An 18,811-nucleotide genomic window follows, 5' to 3' on the forward strand; every position below is an offset into this window, starting at 1 on the left:
CCACGGACGGCACCCGCGCGGGCCGACGACCGGTCAGGCGAGCGCCAGGGCCACCGTGACGTACGAGTGCGCGGGCAGCTCGACCTCCAGGCCGCGGGGGTGCGGGCGCACCGTGCCCAGCGGCGCGGGCGCGACGGCGTCGGGCCGGTCCGCGGTGTTGTGCGACGACGTCTCGGGCGCCGCGAGCACGGTGGCGACGTGCCCGGTGACCTCGCGCCCGCGCAGGTCGAGCACGAGGGTGCGGGGGGCGTCGGCGTCAAGGTTGGTCAGGGAGACGAGCGCGGCGTCCTCCTTGACGGAGGCGGACGCGGACACCAGCGGGAGGGTGCCGCCGTCGACCTCGCGGGCGGGCACGTCGCGCAGGTGCACGGCGAGGGAGTCGGCGTCGTGGTGGGGGGTGTTCATCGCGAACACGTGGTAGGTGGGGGTGCGGACGAGCGCGCCGGTGTCCGGGTCGGTGAGCAGCATCGCCTGGAGCACGTTGACGGTCTGGGCGATGTTCGTCATGACGACGCGCTCGGCGTGGCGGTGGAACGCGTCCAGGTGGACGGACGCGACGAGGGCGTCGCGCAGGCTGTTCTGCTGGTGCAGGAAACCGGGGTTCGTGCCCGGCTCCACGTTCCACCAGGTGCCCCACTCGTCCACGACCAGCCCGACCCGGCGGGCGGGGTCCCAGCGGTCCATGACCTGGCCGTGCCGGGTGAGCAGCTGGTCCATGACGTTCGCGCGGTGCAGGGCGCGGTACCACTCGTCCTCGGTGAACTCGGTGGCCGACCCCTTGTCCTGCCAGGTGCCGGTGAACGTGTAGTAGTGCAGGGAGAGCGCCTGGAAGGGGGCGGCGGGCGTGCCCGCCGCCGCGGGGTCGTCGAGCGGGTCGAAGGACCGCATGAGGGTCTCGGTCCAGTGCAGGTCGTGGTCGGAGGCGCCCGCGGCGATGCGGTAGACCTCGTTGCCGGCGTGGTCGCGCACGTAGGTGGCGTACTGGCGGGCGAGCGAGGCGAACTGCTCGACGCGCAGGTTGCCGCCGCAGCCCCAGGCCTCGTTGCCGAGGCCGAAGAACGGCACCTTCCAGGGTTCGTCGCGGCCGTGGGCGCGGCGCAGGGCGGCCATGGGCGAGTCGTCGGCGCGGGTGAGGTACTCGATCCACTCGCTCATCTCCTGCACGGTGCCGGAGCCGACGTTGCCGCTGATGTAGGCGTCGGCGCCGAGCAGCTCGCACAGGTCCATGAACTCGTGGGTGCCGAACGCGTTGTCCTCGACGACGTCGCCCCAGTGCGAGTTGACCATCCGCGGCCGGTCCTCGCGGGGGCCGATGCCGTCGCGCCAGTGGTAGTCGTCGGCGAAGCACCCGCCGGGCCAGCGCAGGTTGGGGATCCGCAGGGCGCGCAGCGCCTCGACGACGTCGGTGCGGATGCCGCGCACGTTCGGCACGTCGGAGTCCTCGCCGACCCAGAAGCCGCCGTAGATGCAGCGGCCGAGGTGCTCGGCGAAGTGTCCGTAGACGTGGCGGGAGATGCGGGGGCCGGGGAGGTCGAGGTCGATGACGGCCGTCGTCGTGTCCATACCGGCCACTTTATCGATAAACCCGAGAGTCGGGAAGCGGTAGCGTGAACCCTGTGAGACCCACCATGAGCGACGTGGCCCGCGCCGCCGGCGTGTCCGCGATGACCGTCTCCAACGTCCTCAACGGACGCCGCCCCGTGGGCGACGCCACCCGTGCCCGCGTCGAGGCCGCCGCCGCCGAGCTCGGCTACGAGCTCAACCTCACCGCCCGGCACCTGCGCGCCGGACGCACCGACACCGTCGCGCTCGTCGTGCCGCGCCTCGACCACCCCTACTACGGGGAGCTCGCCGCCCGGCTCTCCGGACTGCTCGAGGCCGACGGCCGCCACCTCGTCGTCGAGCAGTCCGGCGCGAGCCGCCAGGGCGAGCTCGCCGCCCTGGCGCAGGCGCGCTGGCAGCTCTACGACGGCGTCCTGCTGTCCGTCGTCGGCATGACCGCCGCGGACCTCGACGCCGTCCGCACGTCCGTGCCCCTCGTGCTGCTCGGGGAGCAGCAGATGCCCGCCCGGCACGACCACGTCCTCATGGACAACGTGGGCGGCGCACGCCTCGCCACCGCGCACCTGCTGGCCCGCGGCTGCCGCCGCGTCGCCGTCGTCGGGGGCTCCGACCCCTCCCCCACCGCCGGGATGATGCCCGCCCGCACCGCCGGCTGGATGGCCGCGCACCAGGCGGCGGGGCGCACCCCCGACCTCGCCCTGGTCACCCCCGCGCCCCACGTCGACCTGGCCGCCGGGCGCGCGGCCGTCCGGCGGCTGCGCGCCGACGGCGTCGCGTTCGACGGGGTCTTCGCCGTCACCGACACCCTCGCCACCGGCGTCCTCGCCGGCCTCGCCGAGGCCGGGCTGCGCGTGCCCGACGACGTCCAGGTCGTCGGGTTCGACGCGCTCACCTCGAGCGAGTTCACCGTGCCCGCGCTGACCACCGTCGACCCGGGTCACGACGACATGGCGCGTGCCGCGCTGCGGCTCCTCGCCGGGCAGACCCGCCCCGGCGACCCGCGCCGCGCCGGCGAGCACGTCGTCGCGCCCGTCCGGCTCGTCGAGCGCGGCACCACCCGGCCGCGGACGTGACGAGCGCCCGCCCGGCGGACCGGGCGGGCGCTCGTCGCGCGGGCGGGCGAGGTCAGGCGCCGGCGGCCTGCTCCTCGCGCAGCACGGGGATGCGACCCCCCATGCCGATCATCTCCAGCACCTCCGTCACCGCCTCGGACGGTTCCAGCAGGTGCACGGGCGCGCCCGTCTCCTGACCCAGCATGTACAGCTGCAGGATGAACGCGACGCCCGACGAGTCGAGGAACGTCACGTCCCGCGCGTCCACCACGAGCGGCGTCTGCGCCGGTCGGGAGACGACGGCGGTCATGGCGTCGCTCGCCGCCTCACGCAGCGCGGCGTCCACCTCGCCCCACAGGGTCAGGTAGGTCGCATCCTCCTGGTGCTGGCAGGAGATCCCGGATCCTGCGTCCGGGTCGGCCTCGAGTTCCGAGGTGCGGTCGGTGTCCATCGGGATGGCTGCTCCAGTCGTGCCGTCGGCGGCAGGGCGGCTGTCGCCCCCCGGTTCCGACAGCCACTGATCGAGTGTTCACCCGCGGCGGCGATCCGTCCAGTGGGACACGTCGACGCGACGGGGCGGTGCCACGTCAGTCCTGTGAAGGTTCACGGTCGGTCACGTCCGCCACCTGCGCACCGAGGACGCGCAGGAGGTCGTCGGCGTCCATCGCCGCCGAGACGCCGTGACCACCGGCTCCGACCGACACCGTACCCCGTCCGGCGACGGTTGCGTCGGCCACCACCGGCCACGGTCGTGTCGAGCCGAACGGGGTGATCGTCCCCCGCTCGTACCCGGTCACCTCGCGGGCCACGGCGGCGTCCGGCATCGACAGCCGGTTGACGCCCAGCAGCGCCCGCAACCGGGGCCAGGAGATGGTCCGGCCGCCGGGCACGAGGACGAACAGGTAGTCGTCCACGCCCCGCCGCACGACCAGCGACTTGAGGATCTGGTCCGGCTCCAGGCCACGTGCGGCCGCCGCCTCCGCCAGGGAACGCACCGGCCCGTGCCGGGTGATCCGGCTCGGCACGCCCGCGGCCTCCAGCGCCTCGCGGGCGCGCCGTTCCGGCTCGGTCTCGGTGGTCATCCGTCCTCCCGCAGCACCCGGTCGGCGAGCTCCCGGACGTCGGGGTCGTCGTCGTGCTCCGTGCGTTCCGTGCGCCAGTACTCGGCGCCGTCGCGCGTCCGTGAGACGAGCCCGAGGTCCACCATCGCGCGGCGCAGGCCCACCGGGTCCCGCGCGAGGACGGCCAGCCGGTCGGTGAGCTCCCGCTCCGTCACCGGGTCGAGCAGCCGCGGCAGGGCGATGGTGGCGAGGTAGCGGGTCACGGCGACCTTGTCCCGCCACCGGCGGGGCGTGCGCTCCAGCCGGCCGTCGGAGAGGAACCGTCGGGGGTCGCCGACGGGGGCGCCCTCGGTCACTCTCCCTCGCCCGTGCCGTCCTCGACGTCGTCGCCGTCGGACTCCGACCGGCCGGCCGTCGTGCCCGCCGTGACGTCGCCGGTGCTGCCGGTGCCGTCGTCCGGGTCACCGGTGTCGCTCGGCGACGGCGTGGGCTCCGGGTCGGGGGACGTGGACGGCGACGGGTCGGTGCTCGGTGACGGGCTCGGCGCGGGCGTCGGGTCGGTGCTCGGCGACGGGCTGGGCGTCGGGGTGGCGGAGGGCGACGGCGACGGGCTGGGCTTCGTCGACGGGCTCGGCGACGGCGTCGGCGTGACCGACGGGGTCGGCTTCGGCGTCGGCTCGGGGGTGGGCTTCGGCGTCGCCGTCGGCTTCGGAGTCGGCGTCGGGGTGGCCTGGGCCGTCGGCTGCTTGCCGCCGTCACCCTTCGTCCCGGCGTCGTCCTTGCCCTTGCCCTTGCCGCCCGCGTCCTTGTCGGCGTCCTCGTCCCGGTCGTCGCCGGCGGGCCGCACCGTGGGCGTCGTGCCGCCGGTCGTGCCGGTGCCGCCGCCACCGGCGGTCCAGCCCGACCCGTAGTCGGCCGGGGCGCGGTCCGGAGCGGGACCGGCCGCGAAGAACTCGAAGTGCCACGGCTCCGGCTTGCGCCCGTCCGGGCGTGCCCAGGTGGGGTTGTCCCAGCCGTAGTCCGGGCCGTGCACGCGCAGCCACGCGTACTCGGCGGACGTCCCGCTCGAGATCGGGGTCGACAGGTCGAGGGCGAGGCCCCAGCCGTGGTTCGACGTGCCCGGCACCGCAGCGAGCGTCGGCTTCGCCGCCCGCACCGCGACCTGCGCGTCGTACGAGCGGTACGAGTCCGTGATGGGGATGTCCGTGCCGAACTCGGCCCGGTAGGCCGTGTTCAGCGCCTCCAGCTGCACCGCCGCGTCGCAGCGCAGCAGGTGCCACGTCGCCCAGGGGACCTGGCACAGCACCGACGCCGGGATGCGACCGTTCGCGTACCCCGCCGTCGTCCCCGCGTAGCGGCTCACCACCGACTGCAGCGCGTCCGCGAGACCCGGGGCGGCGAGCCCGATCGGGAGGCCGTCCGCCGTCACCGGGAGCCCCTCGTCGTTGACGAACGTCCCGTCCGGCAGCTGCGTCACCGCGGGTCGCAGGTCCAGCACGTACGACGCGGTGGCGGGGTCGAGGAGCGTCGTGAGGTTCGTCGCGGCGATGACGACGTCGTCGAACGTCACCGCCTCCTCCGTGTGCTCGTGGCCGGAGGACTCGTCGTCGGCGGGGCCGTCGGTCGCGACGCCCGGCGCGGCGGTCCCGTCCGCGGCGTCCGCCGTGCCGGTCGGCGGACCGGCGTCGGGGCCGGCCGCGAGGTCGTCGGCCAGGGAGTCCGTGAGCGACGACGACCCACCACCGAGGTCCGGCTGGACCACGCGCGAGATCGTCGAGGCCGCGCTGAAGGTGTCCGTGGCGTCGTCCTCGGAGCCCGCGCCCGTGCCGGGCGGCGGCCCCAGCGGCGGCACGTCGAGGTCGGGCACGTCCTGCGTCCCGGCGCCGCCCGTCGTCCCGGTGCCGTCCAGGGTGCCGAGGCCGTCGAGGGTCCCGGTCGCGCCGGGATCGGCCTCCGCCGGCGGGCGCAGCGGGGACGGCCCGGTCGGGTCGGTGGCCTCGGGCGCGGCGTCGTCGGCTCCCGGGACGCCCGCACCGGCGGCGGTCCCCGACGGACCGGCGACGTCGGCACGCACCGTCGGGAGGCCGACCCGCGGCTCGACCAGCGCGTCCTGCTGGGACACGTACGTGACCAGCAGCAGACCCAGCTCGGCCGCGGCCTGCCGGACGTCGGGCGCCTGGGACCGGCCCGCGTCGGCCGCGGCGGCCTCGGCCCGCTCGACGGCGTCGAGGACCTGCGCGACGGTGCTCGGCCCCGACGCGGCCGCGGACCCCACGACGGGCACGTCCGGCGTCCCGTCGACGGGCAGCGGCTCGGTGAAGTCGGGGTGGGTGCCGAACGAGCTCCACGGCACCGCCGCCGCGGACAGCGACATGAAACCGCAGGCCAGGGCGATCGTCAGACCACCGGCGACGAGGGTGCGCCGCACGGGGTGGTGGTCGCGGACGGGCGTCACGGCCGGGCCGGACGGCGCGGTGACGCCGAGCTCGTCCGGAGCGTCGTTGTCGTCGACCGTCACGTCAAACCTTTCCCGGAGCACCCGTGCTGGCGGTCGCATCTTCGCACACGAAGGTGTCGCCCATCACAACTGTGCGGGACGCGGCCGCGAACCGCCAGCCCTGGAGCGGCTGAACCCGTGCAGACTGGTGGCATGGACCGGCGACCTGCGGACACGCCCGCCCGCATCGACCTCAACAGCGACCTGGGCGAGGGGCTCGGGCCCTGGCGGCTCGGCGACGACGAGCGCCTGCTCGACGTCGTCACGAGCGCCAACGTCGCCTGCGGCTTCCACGCCGGCGACCCGGCGACGATGCACCGCACCGTGCGGGCCGCCGTCGAGCGCGGCGTCACCCTCGGTGCGCACGTCGCCTACCGGGACCTCGTCGGGTTCGGCCGGCGACGGATGGACGTCCCGAGCGAGGAGCTGCGGGCCGACGTCGTCTACCAGCTGGGGGCCCTCCAGGCCGTCGCCGCGGCCGAGGGCGGCCGGGTCGCCTACGTCAAGCCCCACGGCGCCCTCTACAACACCGCGGCCGTGGACCCCCGCGTCGCGGCCGACGTCGCGGCGGCCGTCGCCGCCGTCGACCCGTCGCTCGTGCTGCTGGGCCTGCCGGGCAGCGTCGCCCTGGACGCCGCGGCGGACGCGGGCCTGCCGGTGGCGACCGAGGCGTTCGCCGACCGCGGGTACACGCCCGAGGGCCGCCTCGTGCCCCGGGGTGAGCCCGGCGCCGTGCTGCACGACCCCGAGGAGGTCGCCCACCGCATGCTGCGGCTCGCCACCGACGGCGTCGTCGAGGCCGTCGACGGCACGGTCGTGAGGGTCCGCGCCGACTCCGTGTGCGTCCACGGCGACACCCCCGGCGCCGTGCGGATGGCCGTGCGGGTGCGCGCCGTCCTCACCTCCGCGGGCGTCGACCTGCGCCCCTTCGTGGACGCCTGAGCATGCGGATCCTCGCCGCGGGCGACGACGCCGTCCTCGTCGAGTGCGCGTCCGCCGCCGAGGCGGTGTCGCTCCACCGGTCGCTGACGGACCGGCCCGTGCCCGGCGTTGGACCGACGGTCCCCGGCGCACGCACCCTGCTCGTCCACCACGACCCCGCCCGGCACGACCGCGCCGCGCTCGCGGCGCTGCTCGCCGCCCGTCGCGCCGCCGACGACGCCGCTGCCAGGGCCGCCCCCGGGCGGGTCCTGGAGGTGCCGGTGGTGTACGACGGCGAGGACCTGGGCGACGTGGCGGCGCTGCTGGGGACGTCGGTGGACGAGGTGGTGCGGCGGCACGCGGCGGCGACGTGGACGGTCGCGTTCATGGGGTTCGCGCCCGGGTTCGCGTACCTCACGGGGTCGGACCCGAGGCTGGTGGTGCCGCGCCGGGACACGCCGCGCACCCGGGTGCCGGCGGGGTCGGTGGCGCTGGCGGGCGCGTACGGCGGTGTCTACCCGCGCGAGGGGCCGGGCGGCTGGCAGCTCGTGGGGTGGACGGGGTTCCCGCTGTGGGACCTGGACAGGGAGCCGCCGGTGGCGTGGGCGCCGGGCGACCAGGTGCGGTTCCGGCCGGTGCGGGAGGTCGCGGTCGGGCCGCGGTCCGCTCCGGCACCGCGGGGCGGGGCGGGGCGGTCGGCGGACGAGGGGGCGGGCGGCACGTCGGGCGGCATGTCGCGCGGCACGTCGGGCGGCGGCGCCGCGGTCGAGGTCGTGGACCCGGGCGTGCAGGCGCTCGTGCAGGACGCCGGTCGCCCCGGGCTGGCGGACCTGGGCGTGGGGGCGGCCGGCGCGGCCGACCCCCGCAGCCTGCGGGCCGCGATCCGGGCCGTGGGCGGGCGCCCCGACGACGCGGCGCTGGAGTCCCACGGCGGTCTGCGGCTGCGGGCGCGTGGTCGCGTGGTGGTGGCGGTGGCCGGGGCGGCGGCGCCGGTGAAGGTCAGGTCGGCGGACGGGGAGCCCCGCGCGGTGGCCCCCGGGCGGGCCGTGCTCCTGCGCGACGGGGACGAGCTCGCGGTGGGGGCCGTCGCGCGGGGGCTGTCGCTGCACGTGGCCGTGCGGGGCGGCGTCGCGGTGCCGCCCGTCCTCGGGTCGCGGTCCACGGACCTGCTGGGCGGCATCGGGCCCGCACCGCTGGTGGCGGGCACGGTGCTGCCGGTGGGCGCGGCGGCGGGCGACGCCGTGGCCCTCGGCGACGTGGGCGCTCCCCTGACGGGCGACCTGCCCGCGCCGGGCGACGTCGTCCAGCTGCCCGTGACGCTCGGTCCGCGGGACGACTGGTTCACGGCCGACGCGCTGCGGCTGCTGCTCGCCCAGGAGTGGGAGGTGACGGCACTGGCGGACCGGGTGGGCACGCGGCTCCACGGCGCCGTCCCGCTCGAGCGGCGCCCGGAGGCGCAGGGGCGCGAGCTGGCCAGCGAGGGCGTCGTCACCGGCGGGGTCCAGGTCCCGCCGAGCGGGCAGCCCGTGCTGTTCGGGCCGGACCACCCCCTGACCGGCGGGTACCCGGTCGTCGCGGTGGTCACGTCCGTGGGCCGCCGGCTGCTGGGCCAGCTCCCCACGGGGGCGCGGCTGCGGTTCGTCGCGGCCGACCGTGACCAGAGTGTGGAGGAGCCGGCGGACGTGGACACACGATCTCGACAGGATCTGTGACGGACGACGCAGCGCGGATCGTTCCGGAGCGGGCACAATGTCCGGCATGACGTCGACGACGACCTCCCCCCGGGTGAACGGCACCTCGCGCCTCGCCGCGGCCGGCCTGCTGGCCCTCGCCATGATGCTCACGGGGTGTTCGACGGCCGTCGACGTCCAGCAGTTCATCGCCGACGCGCAGAGCCAGGCCGAGGCGATCGACGAGGACATCCAGGAGCTCGAGGAGCAGGTCACCGGCGTCCCCGCCGAGCTGCAGACCCAGGTCACCGACGCCGTCGCGTCCGCGCAGGCCGCGACCGACGAGGCCCGGACCGCGCTCGACCAGGCCGCCACCGCCGAGGACGGCGCCGTCGTCGCCCTCGAGGACGCCCAGGTCGCCCTGGAGGCCGCGAGCGCCGAGGTCAGGCACGTCACCGAGCAGGCGCGGGAGAACGGCGCCGACCAGGTCGCGGACCTGCTGGCGCAGCTCCAGGAGCAGATCGACGCGCTGCGCGGCGAGACGGAGAGCGCCGCCGGCTGACCCGCCCGCGTCGTCCCCGCCGCTCCGTCAGGGGTGCGCGAGCCACTCCCGGGCGGCGGCCACGAGCAGCGCGACCCCCAGGTCGAGGGTCGGCTCGGGCACGGGGGCGAAGAACGGCGAATGGTTCGGGGCGACGCCGTCGGGCAGGTTCCCCATGCCGGTGGCGGTCGACAGGTCGAAGCCCTCGAAGAGCGCGGTGTCGAACCCCCCGAGGTTCCAGTAGACGAGCGGGACTCCCGCGGCGGTCGCGAGGTCGCCCACGTCCTCCGAACCGGGCAGCGGCGGCATCGCGATCAGCGCGGGGGTGCCCCCGGCGGCCTCGATCGTGCCGCGGTGCGCCTCCAGGGTGCGCGCGAGGACGGCGCCGGTGCGGTGCGAGGCGTCCGGGTCGTTGACCATGAGGTGGAACGTCGCGATGCCCTCGTGCTCGGGGTCGAGCGGTGCGCCCGACGCCGCGGCCTCGGCGGCGACGATGCGGTGGATCGCGGCGAGCACCCGCTCCCGCACGCCCGCGTCGAACGTGCGCACGTTGACCAGCAGCTCGGCGCGGTCCGGGATGATGTTCGCCTGGGTCCCGGCGCGCACCGACCCGACGGTGACGACCGCCTTCTCCCCCGCCCCGACCTCGCGGGACACGATGCCCTGTAGCCGCTGGATGGTCGCGGCCGCCATGAGGACGGGGTCGACGGTCGCCTCCGGGCTGGAGCCGTGGCCGCCCCTGCCGTGCAGGGTGATGCGCTCGGAGTCCGTGGCGGCCATCGCCGTGCCCGGCGTGAGGTTGACGACCCCGACGGGCAGCGGCATGACGTGCTGGCCCAGCACGACGTCGGGCGTGCCGACGCGGTCGAACAGGCCGTCGTCCACCATCGCGCGGGCGCCGCCACCCACCTCCTCCGCGGGCTGGAACAGCGCCAGGACCGTGCCGGACCACTCGGTGCGCCGGGCCGCGAGCTCCGCCGCGGCCCCCAGCAGGCACGTGACGTGCACGTCGTGGCCGCACGCGTGCATCGTGCCCGTGGCATGGCCGTCCGGGGTGACGGCGGTGTCCGTGGACGCGTACGGCAGCCCCGTGCGCTCCGTGACGGGCAGGCCGTCCATGTCGGCGCGCAGCAGCACGGTCGGCCCGTCGCCGCTGCTCAGCACCCCGACGACGCCGGTCCCGCCCACGCCCTCGTGGACGTCGTAGCCGAGACCGCGCAGGCGCTCCGCGACGATCCCCGCCGTCCGGCGCTCGGCGAACGCCAGCTCGGGGTGGGCGTGCAGGTCCGTGTAGATCGCCGTCAGCTCGGCGGTGCTCAGTGCGCTCACCCGCCCATCCTCTCGCCGTGGGGACTCGCGGCGGGGCATCGAGGCGCGGTGTTGCGTACGTTCGGCGCCTCCCCGAGGGTGGGACCCGTGCCCGACGACCCGCCCCTCACCCTCCGCATCGGTCCCGACGAGCTGGTCGTGCGTGACCGGTACGAGTCCGCCAGCATCGTCAACGACATCCTCATCGGCGTGTGGTTCGTGGTCGGCAGCGCCCTGTTCTTCGGCTCGGCCACCGAGACGGCGGGCACGGTGCTGTTCCTCGTCGGCAGCGTGCAGATGCTGCTGCGCCCGGGGATCCGGCTGGCGCGTCGCGTCCACCTCCGTCGCATCGGCAGCGTGCACGCCGAGACCGCGCGCGACTTCTGACCACCGCGGTCCTCCCGGTGTCGGCGGCCCCTGGACCGGTGGACGCCTCAGTCGGGGTCGGTGGGGTCCAGCGGCGCGTCGGGGGCCAGGTTGACCACACCGCGCCGCCAGTGACCCACCACCGTGGACCGGTCCGGCCCGACGCCGCGCGCCCGCCAGTGGCGCCGCACGGGCACGAGGTCTCCCGCCTCGCCGTACGCCACGATGAGCTCGTCCGGCTCCGGGACGCCGAGGGACCGGACGGCGTCCGCGAGCTGCCCCGGGCCGTCGGTGCGGTACAGGATCTCGACGTCGGCGCCGTCGAGCTCGTCCTCGACGAACGCCTCGTCGACGTCGTCGCCGATCTCCACGATCGCCGTCACCCGGACGTCGGGCCCGACGGCCGCGACCCACCGCGCGGCCGCGGGCAGGCCGGTCTCGTCCACCGCCAGCGTCAGGCGGCCGATCCCCGCGGGGACCCCGAGGCTCGTCCCGGGACCGACGAGCACGACCTCGTCCCCGGGGGCCGCGCGGCCCGCCCACGCCGAGGCCGGGCCGTCGTCACCGTGCAGCACCCAGTCCAGGTCCACCTCGGTGACGCCGTCCACCGTGCGGGCCGCACGGACCGTCAGCTCCCGCGAGATCGACACCACCCCGGCCGGGCGCTGGACCCCGCCGTCCGCCGCGAGCGTCGGCGCGTGCAGCACCCCCGTCGCCGGGTCCGGCAGGAACACCTTGACATGGTCGTCCGGCCCCGGGGCACGCAAGGCCCCCAGCGACGACGACGACGCCGGGTCCGCCCCCTCGACGTCGCGCAGCGTCGTGCGCACGATCGTGCCCGCCACCCGCCGCACGGCGTGGACGCGCGCACGGCGCGGGATCAGGTCGAGGTCGGTGCGGGGTCGGGTCGTCACCGCTCGATTCCACCACGAGGAGCACGCACCGTCCGTGTCCTGGCGCCGCGACGACCTGCTCCGCCACACTGTGCCCATGAGCGACCGTCAGCAGCCCTACGAGGGGTACCAGCCGCCCGCGTACACCGGCTACACCGGCCAGGACACCCCGCCGGCGCCCGCCTGGACGGGCACCCCCGGCGACCCGTACGCGAGCGCCCCCGGGCCGCACGCCACCTACCCCGCGGCCCCCGGCTACGGCGCCCCCGCCTACCCGCAGCAGCCGACCGACCCGCCCGGCCGCACCCTCGGCATCGTCGGGTTCGTCCTCGCGTTCGTCATGCCCCTCGCCGGGATCGTCGTGTCCGCGCTGTCGCTGTCCGAGTCCCGCAAGGCGCAGGCGCCCAACGCGCTCGGCACCTGGGGGCTGTGGCTGTCCATCGCGTTCACGGTCGGCGGGCTGCTGCTGTTCCTCGGCTACTTCGCCCTCGTCTTCGCCACCGCGGGGCTCGCCCTCACCACCTCCTGACGACGCCGCGACGGCACGGACGGGGACGGCGCGCCACGACCGTCCCGCGTCGGCTGCGGATAACGGTTTGCGCGCCCTGGGAGAATGGTTCGCCGTGAGCACCGACCCCTCCCCCGCCGTACCGTCCCGCACGGGCGACGACGCCTCCGCCCGCCGCCGCGAGGACGGCGCACGCCCGGCAGCCGGCGCAGGCCAGGAGGACGGCCGACCCGCCGGACGGGGCGACGGCCGACGCCGCCGCGGACGTCGTCAGGGTCAGAGCGGCCGGCGCGGCGGGCCCGCCCGGGTCAGCCGCGAGCAGCTCGACAGGGCGGCCGCCATCCGCGCCGCCGTCGAGGTGCCGCCCATCACCTACCCGGAGCAGCTCCCCGTCTCCGCGCGCCGCGCCGAGATCGCCGACGCGATCCGCGACCACCAGGTCGTCGTCGTCGCCGGCGAGACCGGCTCCGGCAAGACCACACAGCTGCCCAAGATCCTCCTCGACCTCGGGCGCGGCCGCGCCGGGCAGATCGGGCACACCCAGCCCCGCCGGATCGCCGCCCGCTCCGTCGCCGAACGCATCGCCGAAGAGCTGGGTGGCGAGCTGGGCGGCGTCGTCGGCTACCAGGTGCGGTTCACCGACACGTCCAGCGAGGACACGCTCGTCAAGGTCATGACGGACGGCATCCTGCTCGCCCAGATCCAGCGCGACCCCGACCTCCTCGCCTACGACACCATCGTCATCGACGAGGCCCACGAGCGGTCCCTCAACATCGACTTCCTGCTCGGGTACCTGTCGCGGCTGCTGCCCCGCCGCCCCGACCTCAAGCTCGTCATCACGTCCGCCACCATCGACTCCGCCCGGTTCGCCGCGCACTTCTCCCCGTCGCACCTCGCCGAGATCGGCGGAGCCCCCCAGGCCGTCGTCGACGTCCTGCCCGACGCCGCGCCCGTCGTCGAGGTCACCGGACGCACCTACCCCGTCGAGATCCGGTACCGCCCCCTCACCCCCGACCCCGACCCCGCCGCCCCCGCGAAGAAGAAGGGGGAGGAGAAGGACCTCGTCATCGGCATCGTCGAGGCCTGCGACGAGCTCATGCGCGTCGGACCCGGCGACATCCTCGTGTTCCTCTCCGGCGAGCGGGAGATCCACGACGCCGCCGACGCCCTCGAGGGCCACCTCAAGGAACGCGTCCGCGACGTCAAGCACCCCCAGCACGTCGAGATCCTCCCCCTGTACTCCCGGCTGTCCGCCGCCGAGCAGCACCGCGTCTTCCAGTCGCACCCCGGCCGCCGCATCGTGCTGTCCACCAACGTCGCCGAGACGTCCCTGACCGTGCCCGGCATCCACTACGTCGTCGACCCCGGCACCGCCCGCATCTCCCGCTACTCCAAGGCGACCAAGGTGCAGCGGCTCCCCATCGAGCCCGTCAGCCAGGCGTCCGCCAACCAGCGGTCCGGCCGCTCCGGGCGCGTCGCCGACGGCGTCGCGATCCGCCTCTACTCGGCCGAGGACTTCGCGTCCCGCCCCGAGTTCACCGAGCCCGAGATCCTGCGGACCTCCCTGGCGTCCGTCCTGCTGCAGATGATCTCCGTCGGCGTCGTCACCACCCCCGACGACGTCGCGAAGTTCCCGTTCGTGGAACCCCCGGACACCCGCGCCGTCCGCGACGGCGTCCAGCTCCTCACCGAGCTCGGCGCCCTCGGCCGCCGGCACGGGCGCGACGGCACGGCGTCGAACGACGTGCACCTCACCGACATCGGCCGCACCCTCGCCCGCCTCCCCATGGACCCCCGCCTCGCGCGCATGGTCATCGAGGGCGCCCGCCTCGGCGTCGCCCACGAGGTCGCGATCATCGCCGCCGCCCTGTCCATCCAGGACCCGCGCGAACGCCCCACCGAGTCCCGCGAGCAGGCCGACCAGCTCCACCGCCGGTTCACCGACCCGACGTCCGACTTCCTCACCTACCTCAACCTGTGGGAGTACCTGCGCGAGCAGCAGCACTCCATGGGTTCGTCGGCGTTCCGCCGCCTGTGCAAGGCGGAGCACGTCAACTTCCTGCGCTTCCGCGAGTGGCAGGACGTCGTCGCGCAGCTCCGGTCCATGGCGAAGCAGCTCGACATCGACATCTCGTACCAGCCCCGCACACGTCCGGTGGTGTCCGAGGGTGTCGACGCGCCGCCTCGCTCACGGGCCCCAGGGGGCCCTCCGCTACGGCTTGACGGCGGCGCGTCGACACCCTCGGACACCACCTCGGCGACGCAGCCGGACGGTCGACGATCCGCTCCCCCGGCCGGTGCTGCGACAGACGGTGGGGAGACGCAGGACTGGCGGCGCGTCTGGGACGGGGACACCGTGCACCGGGCACTGCTGAGCGGCATGCTGTCGCAGATCGGCATGCAGGACACCGGCGAGATCAAGGCGTCGTCGGTGGCGCACCTGCGCGGCGAGGCGCGCGCCCGCGCGCTGCGGCAGGCCGCGAAGCGGGCCCGCAACGAGTACCTCGGTGCCCGCGGGGCGCGGTTCGCGATCTTCCCCGGCTCGCCGCTGAGCAAGAAGCCGCCCGAGTGGATCATGGCCGGCGAGCTCGTCGAGACGTCCCGGCTGTGGGCGCGCGACGTCGCGAGGATCCAGCCGGAGTGGGCCGAGGCCCTGGCCGGGGACCTCGCCAAGCGCACCTACTCCGACCCGCACTGGTCGACGAAGCAGGGCGCCGCCATGGCCACCGAGAAGGTGCTGCTGTACGGCGTGCCCGTCGTCGCCGACCGGCCCGTGCTGTACGCCCGGGTCGACCCCGAGGCCGCACGCGAGATGTTCGTCCGCCACGCCCTCGTCGAGGGGCAGTGGACCACGCACCACCGGTTCTTCGCCGAGAACCGGCGCCTCCTCGCCGAGGCGGAGGAGCTCGAGGCCCGGTCCCGGCAGCGCGGCCTCGTCGCGTCCGAGGACGACCTGTTCGCCTTCTACGACGAGCGCGTCCCCGCCGACGTCGTCAGCGCCCGCCACTTCGACACCTGGTGGAAGCAGGCGCAGCGGGACACCCCCGATCTGCTCACCTTCACCCTCGACCAGCTGGTCGACGCCGACGCCGTGGACACCGCCGCGTTCCCCGAGACGTGGACCCAGGGCGAGGTCACCCTGCCCCTCACCTACCAGTTCTCCCCCGGGACCGACGCCGACGGCGTCACCGTGCACGTCCCCGTCTCCATCCTCAACCGGGTCTCCCCCGCCGGGTTCGACCGCATGGTCCCCGGCCTCCTCGACGAGCTGTGCGTCGCCACCATCCGTTCCCTGCCCAAGGCCGTGCGCCGCGAGCTCGTCCCCGCCCCGGACGTCGGCACCGCCGTCGCCGACTGGATCCGCGCGAACACCCCCGCCTGGGCGGACATGACGCGCGCCGGGGAGATGGCGCCGCCCTTCCACGTCGAGTTCACGCGCGCCGTCCGCGCCCTGCGCGACGTCGTCATCGACGACGACGTGTGGGACGCCGAGCGCGTCGAACGCCTTCCCGCGCACCTGCGCATGACGTTCCGCGTCGAGGGCGCGCCCGCCGCCGACACGGCAGCGAACGGACGCCCGGCCAAGGGCCGGGGCCGACGTCCGGGCGGTGGCCGCGGCCGCGGCGCGCCGGCATCGAGCGAGCCCGTCGTCCTCGGCGAGTCGAAGGACCTGCTGTCCCTCCAGAAGCGGTTCGCCGCCCAGGCGGAGGCCGCCGTCCGCGCCGCGGTCAAGGGCGCTGTCGGGCTGGCGCTCGACGAGGCGCGGGCTGCGTCCTCCGGCGCACCGGGCGTGACCGACGAAGCGACGAAGGTGGCGGGTGCGGGTGTCGGTGCGCCGCCGTCAAGCCGTAGCGGAGGGCCCCCTGGGGCCCGTGAGCGAGGCGGCGCACCGATGGCCGCACCCGCCACCGACCCCACCAGCGTCGTCCGCGAGGAGGCAGGGCTGACGACGTGGCCGTCGTCGCTCGTCGACGGCGTGCTGCCCGACGCGGTGTCGACGGACCTCGGGGGCGGCGTCGTGGTGCGCGGGTACCCGGCGCTCGTCGAGGAGGCAGGTGCCAAGGGCTCCGGATCCGGCGCCGCGCCGTCGGTGGCGCTGCGGGTCCTGGCGGACGTGACCGAGCGGGACGTCGTGCACGCGCGCGGGGTGCGACGCCTGCTGCTGTCCGAGACGGCGCTGGCGACCGGCCGCGTGTCGTCGCGGTGGTCAGGGAACCAGGCGCTGACGCTCGCGGCGGCGCCCTACCGGAACACCGACGCGCTCGTGGCGGACCTCCAGCTGGCTGCCGTCATCGCGCTGACCAGCCCGGACGCCGACAAGGCACCGGGGACGCCGACCGGCGGACCGGACGCTGTACAGATCAGGGACGCCGAGTCGTACAAGGCGGCGCTGACGTTCGTCCGGCAGCACCTGGAGGACGAGGTGCACCGGGTCGTCGGGCACGTCGTCGCCGCGCTCACGGCCTGGCGCACCGTCGAGGGCGAGGTGCGGGCGTCGTCGTCCCTGGCCCTGCTCAACACGCTGCAGGACGTCCGCGAGCACGTCGCCACCCTGGTCCACGCCGGGTTCGTGTCCGCGACGCCGCCACGGCGGCTGCCGCACCTCGTGCGCTACCTGCGGGCCGACTCGTACCGGCTCGACAAGGCGCAGGCCAACCCGGTCCGCGACGGCGAGCTCGCCTGGCGCATCCGGGACGTGACCGGCGTGTACGAGCAGGCGCGTGCCACGTACGCGGCCGGGGCGCCCGACCCCGCCCGGGCCGCCGAGCTGGCCGACGTCCGCTGGCTGCTGGAGGAGCTGCGGGTCTCCCTGTTCGCGCAGCAGCTCGGCACCGACGGCTCCGTCAGCGAGAAGCGCATCCGCAAGATCCTCAGCCCCGGCGGCTGGTGACCGCCGCCTGCCGCCGGGCCGACCCGGCGGCAGGCCCGCCGGTGGGCACGCCGACCCAGGTGGTCACCGGGAGCGCACTACGGTGACGCCATGCCGTTCACCCCCGCCCACGCAGCCGTCGTGCTGCCGCTCCGGCGGCTCGGCCTGCCGCTCAGCGCCCTGGTCGCGGGTGCCACGGTGCCGGACACGCCGATGTTCCTGCCCGGCCGCCCCGGCTACGACGTCACCCACAGCCTCTGGGCGGTGCTGACCCTGGACGTGCTGCTGGCGTCGTTCGCGGTCTGGCTGTGGTTCGCGATGGTGCGGGACGCGTACGCGGACGTCACGCCGTGGGTACGGGACCGGGTCCCGGCGCGGGCGCGGCTCTCCGCCCGGCAGTGGACCCTCGTGCCGGTGGCCGCCGTGCTGGGCGCGCTGACGCACGTCGTGTGGGACTCGGCGACGCACGAGGGTCGGCCCGTCGCGGAGACTGTGCCGTGGCTCGCGACCGAGCACGCCGGGATCGCGGGTGCGCAGTGGGCGCAGTGGGCGTCCGGCGTGCTGGGCCTCCTGGTCGTCGTGGCGTACACGGTCCGGTGGCTCGCCAGGGAGCCGGTCGCACCGCGGGCGTCCCGGGTGTCCCGGCCGCTGGCCTGGTTCCTCGTCGCCCCGGCGGCGGCCGTCGTCGCGGGGACCGTCGCCCTGGCCGGTGCGGACGCCCTGCACCACGGTGCCGTGGGCGCCGCCGTCGCGGGCGTCCAGGGGCTGGTGCTCGCCGCGGCCGTGACGGGGGCGTGCTGGCACCGTGTCGTGGCGCGCGCCAGGAGGCCCCGGCCGGCGGGGGTCGCATGACGCGACGTCCGGACGCCTCCGGCGGGTCCGCGTCGACACGGCATCCGTCCAGCGCGCGGCGCGCGGCCGGTCAGATGGGCCGGACTTTTCGTGCGGCGCGTCAGGACCTACGGTCGAAGGACGACCTGGACAGCACGCCGCCCTGCGCTGCGGCCGGGGCCCTCGCCGACAGGAGGCCACCATGCGCATCACCGCCGAGCAGGGCGACATCACCACCGCCACGACCGAGGCGATCGTCAACGCGGCGAACTCCACGCTGCTGGGCGGGGGCGGGGTGGACGGCGCGATCCACGCCGCGGCCGGTCCGCGGCTGCTGGCGACATGCCAGGAGCTGCGCCGCTCCACGCTGCCGGACGGGCTCGACGTCGGGGACGCCGTCGTGACACCGGGCTTCGACCTGTCCGCGGCCTGGGTGGTGCACACGGTGGGCCCGAACCGACACCGCGGGCAGACGAGTCCGCGCCGCCTCGCGTCCTGTTTCACACGGTCGCTCGACGTCACCGCGGACGCGAAGGCCCGTACGGTCGCGTTCCCCGCTGTGGGCGCCGGCGTCTACGGCTGGGATCCGGCCGACGTCGCCCGGATCGCCGTCGACGCCGTCCGCACGTGGCACGGTGAGAACCCGGCCGCGATCGACGAGGTCCGCTTCGTGCTGTTCACCGCCGACGTCCTGGCGATGTTCGAGGCGGCGCTGACCGCCTGACGACCT

General features: G+C 75.7%; 16 protein-coding genes. 9 read left to right on the plus strand and 7 right to left on the minus strand.

Annotated features, from left to right (window positions below):
* Positions 1 to 33: 33 nt before the first annotated feature.
* Positions 34 to 1,563: an alpha-N-arabinofuranosidase gene (locus ATJ88_RS17805; protein ID WP_098464987.1), complete on the minus strand. Its 1,530-nt coding sequence runs from the start codon at positions 1,561 to 1,563 to the stop codon at positions 34 to 36.
* Between the two features lie 53 nt (positions 1,564 to 1,616).
* Between ATJ88_RS17805 and ATJ88_RS17810 the strand changes: the two genes are divergently transcribed.
* Positions 1,617 to 2,636: a LacI family DNA-binding transcriptional regulator gene (locus ATJ88_RS17810; RefSeq protein ID WP_098464988.1), complete on the plus strand. Its 1,020-nt coding sequence runs from the start codon at positions 1,617 to 1,619 to the stop codon at positions 2,634 to 2,636.
* Between the two features lie 52 nt (positions 2,637 to 2,688).
* Here ATJ88_RS17810 and ATJ88_RS17815 read toward each other — a convergent pair whose 3' ends face one another.
* The 4 genes from ATJ88_RS17815 to ATJ88_RS17830 all read right to left on the minus strand — a co-directional run bounded on the left by ATJ88_RS17815 (position 2,689) and on the right by ATJ88_RS17830 (position 6,194).
* Positions 2,689 to 3,066: an STAS domain-containing protein gene (locus tag ATJ88_RS17815; RefSeq protein ID WP_098464989.1), complete on the minus strand. Its 378-nt coding sequence runs from the start codon at positions 3,064 to 3,066 to the stop codon at positions 2,689 to 2,691.
* A 136-nt stretch (positions 3,067 to 3,202) separates the two neighbouring features.
* A complete protein-coding gene (locus ATJ88_RS17820; RefSeq protein ID WP_098464990.1) occupies positions 3,203 to 3,697 on the minus strand; it encodes an aminoacyl-tRNA deacylase in 495 nt (164 codons plus the stop codon).
* Complete coding sequence (locus tag ATJ88_RS17825; protein WP_098464991.1) at positions 3,694 to 4,032, minus strand: DUF2087 domain-containing protein; 339 nt, start codon at positions 4,030 to 4,032, stop codon at positions 3,694 to 3,696. The genes ATJ88_RS17820 and ATJ88_RS17825 overlap by 4 nt, the downstream gene beginning before the upstream one ends.
* Positions 4,029 to 6,194, minus strand: a complete 2,166-nt coding sequence (locus ATJ88_RS17830; RefSeq protein ID WP_098464992.1) for a M15 family metallopeptidase — start codon at positions 6,192 to 6,194, stop codon at positions 4,029 to 4,031. The genes ATJ88_RS17825 and ATJ88_RS17830 overlap by 4 nt, the downstream gene beginning before the upstream one ends.
* A gap of 132 nt (positions 6,195 to 6,326) precedes the next feature.
* On the opposite strand from ATJ88_RS17830, the gene ATJ88_RS17835 reads away from it, so the two are divergent.
* From ATJ88_RS17835 to ATJ88_RS17845, 3 genes are read left to right on the plus strand one after another with little or no spacing between them, the layout of a single operon-like run.
* A complete protein-coding gene (locus ATJ88_RS17835) occupies positions 6,327 to 7,115 on the plus strand; it encodes a LamB/YcsF family protein (protein WP_098464993.1) in 789 nt (262 codons plus the stop codon).
* 2 nt (positions 7,116 to 7,117) lie between these two features.
* Complete coding sequence (locus tag ATJ88_RS17840; RefSeq protein WP_098464994.1) at positions 7,118 to 8,806, plus strand: 5-oxoprolinase subunit B/C family protein; 1,689 nt, start codon at positions 7,118 to 7,120, stop codon at positions 8,804 to 8,806.
* A gap of 46 nt (positions 8,807 to 8,852) precedes the next feature.
* On the plus strand, positions 8,853 to 9,326 hold the full coding sequence (locus ATJ88_RS17845; protein ID WP_141538733.1) for a hypothetical protein: 474 nt from the start codon (positions 8,853 to 8,855) through the stop codon (positions 9,324 to 9,326).
* 27 nt (positions 9,327 to 9,353) lie between these two features.
* Here ATJ88_RS17845 and ATJ88_RS17850 read toward each other — a convergent pair whose 3' ends face one another.
* Positions 9,354 to 10,673 carry an amidohydrolase gene (locus ATJ88_RS17850; RefSeq protein ID WP_098464996.1) on the minus strand — a complete coding sequence of 440 codons (1,320 nt, stop codon included), beginning with the start codon at positions 10,671 to 10,673 and terminating at the stop codon, positions 9,354 to 9,356.
* A gap of 48 nt (positions 10,674 to 10,721) precedes the next feature.
* On the opposite strand from ATJ88_RS17850, the gene ATJ88_RS17855 reads away from it, so the two are divergent.
* Positions 10,722 to 11,000 (plus strand): YrhK family protein, encoded by a 279-nt coding sequence (locus ATJ88_RS17855; protein ID WP_245852563.1) that lies wholly within the window; start codon positions 10,722 to 10,724, stop codon positions 10,998 to 11,000.
* 47 nt (positions 11,001 to 11,047) lie between these two features.
* Here ATJ88_RS17855 and ATJ88_RS17860 read toward each other — a convergent pair whose 3' ends face one another.
* On the minus strand, positions 11,048 to 11,893 hold the full coding sequence (locus ATJ88_RS17860) for a siderophore-interacting protein (RefSeq protein WP_170023703.1): 846 nt from the start codon (positions 11,891 to 11,893) through the stop codon (positions 11,048 to 11,050).
* 76 nt (positions 11,894 to 11,969) lie between these two features.
* Between ATJ88_RS17860 and ATJ88_RS17865 the strand changes: the two genes are divergently transcribed.
* The 4 genes from ATJ88_RS17865 (at position 11,970) to ATJ88_RS17880 (ending at position 18,805) form a co-directional block, all read left to right on the plus strand.
* Entirely contained in the window at positions 11,970 to 12,401 is a 432-nt protein-coding gene (locus ATJ88_RS17865) for a DUF2076 domain-containing protein (protein WP_098464999.1), read from the plus strand.
* A 94-nt stretch (positions 12,402 to 12,495) separates the two neighbouring features.
* Entirely contained in the window at positions 12,496 to 17,271 is a 4,776-nt protein-coding gene (hrpA, locus tag ATJ88_RS17870) for an ATP-dependent RNA helicase HrpA (protein WP_098465000.1), read from the plus strand.
* Positions 17,272 to 17,361: 90 nt separating this feature from the next.
* Entirely contained in the window at positions 17,362 to 18,102 is a 741-nt protein-coding gene (locus ATJ88_RS17875; RefSeq protein WP_098465001.1) for a DUF4184 family protein, read from the plus strand.
* Positions 18,103 to 18,283: 181 nt separating this feature from the next.
* Complete coding sequence (locus ATJ88_RS17880) at positions 18,284 to 18,805, plus strand: O-acetyl-ADP-ribose deacetylase (protein WP_098465002.1); 522 nt, start codon at positions 18,284 to 18,286, stop codon at positions 18,803 to 18,805.
* The last annotated feature ends 6 nt before the right edge of the window (positions 18,806 to 18,811 follow it).

Origin of the sequence: Isoptericola jiangsuensis, from assembly GCF_002563715.1 — a bacterium.
Classification (GTDB): Bacteria; Actinomycetota; Actinomycetes; order Actinomycetales; family Cellulomonadaceae; genus Isoptericola; species Isoptericola jiangsuensis.

Excerpts from the sequence above, each read along its gene's own strand:
- ATJ88_RS17835 (WP_098464993.1), top strand. The coding sequence starts at position 6,327 with ATGGACCGGCGACCTGCGGACACGCCCGCCCGCATCGACCTCAACAGC.
- ATJ88_RS17805 (WP_098464987.1), bottom strand. The coding sequence starts at position 1,563 with ATGGACACGACGACGGCCGTCATCGACCTCGACCTCCCCGGCCCCCGC.
- ATJ88_RS17850 (WP_098464996.1), bottom strand. The coding sequence starts at position 10,673 with ATGCCCCGCCGCGAGTCCCCACGGCGAGAGGATGGGCGGGTGAGCGCA.
- ATJ88_RS17820 (WP_098464990.1), bottom strand. The coding sequence starts at position 3,697 with ATGACCACCGAGACCGAGCCGGAACGGCGCGCCCGCGAGGCGCTGGAG.
- ATJ88_RS17840 (WP_098464994.1), top strand. The coding sequence starts at position 7,118 with ATGCGGATCCTCGCCGCGGGCGACGACGCCGTCCTCGTCGAGTGCGCG.
- ATJ88_RS17815 (WP_098464989.1), bottom strand. The coding sequence starts at position 3,066 with ATGGACACCGACCGCACCTCGGAACTCGAGGCCGACCCGGACGCAGGA.
- ATJ88_RS17865 (WP_098464999.1), top strand. The coding sequence starts at position 11,970 with ATGAGCGACCGTCAGCAGCCCTACGAGGGGTACCAGCCGCCCGCGTAC.
- ATJ88_RS17845 (WP_141538733.1), top strand. The coding sequence starts at position 8,853 with ATGACGTCGACGACGACCTCCCCCCGGGTGAACGGCACCTCGCGCCTC.
- ATJ88_RS17880 (WP_098465002.1), top strand. The coding sequence starts at position 18,284 with ATGCGCATCACCGCCGAGCAGGGCGACATCACCACCGCCACGACCGAG.
- ATJ88_RS17875 (WP_098465001.1), top strand. The coding sequence starts at position 17,362 with ATGCCGTTCACCCCCGCCCACGCAGCCGTCGTGCTGCCGCTCCGGCGG.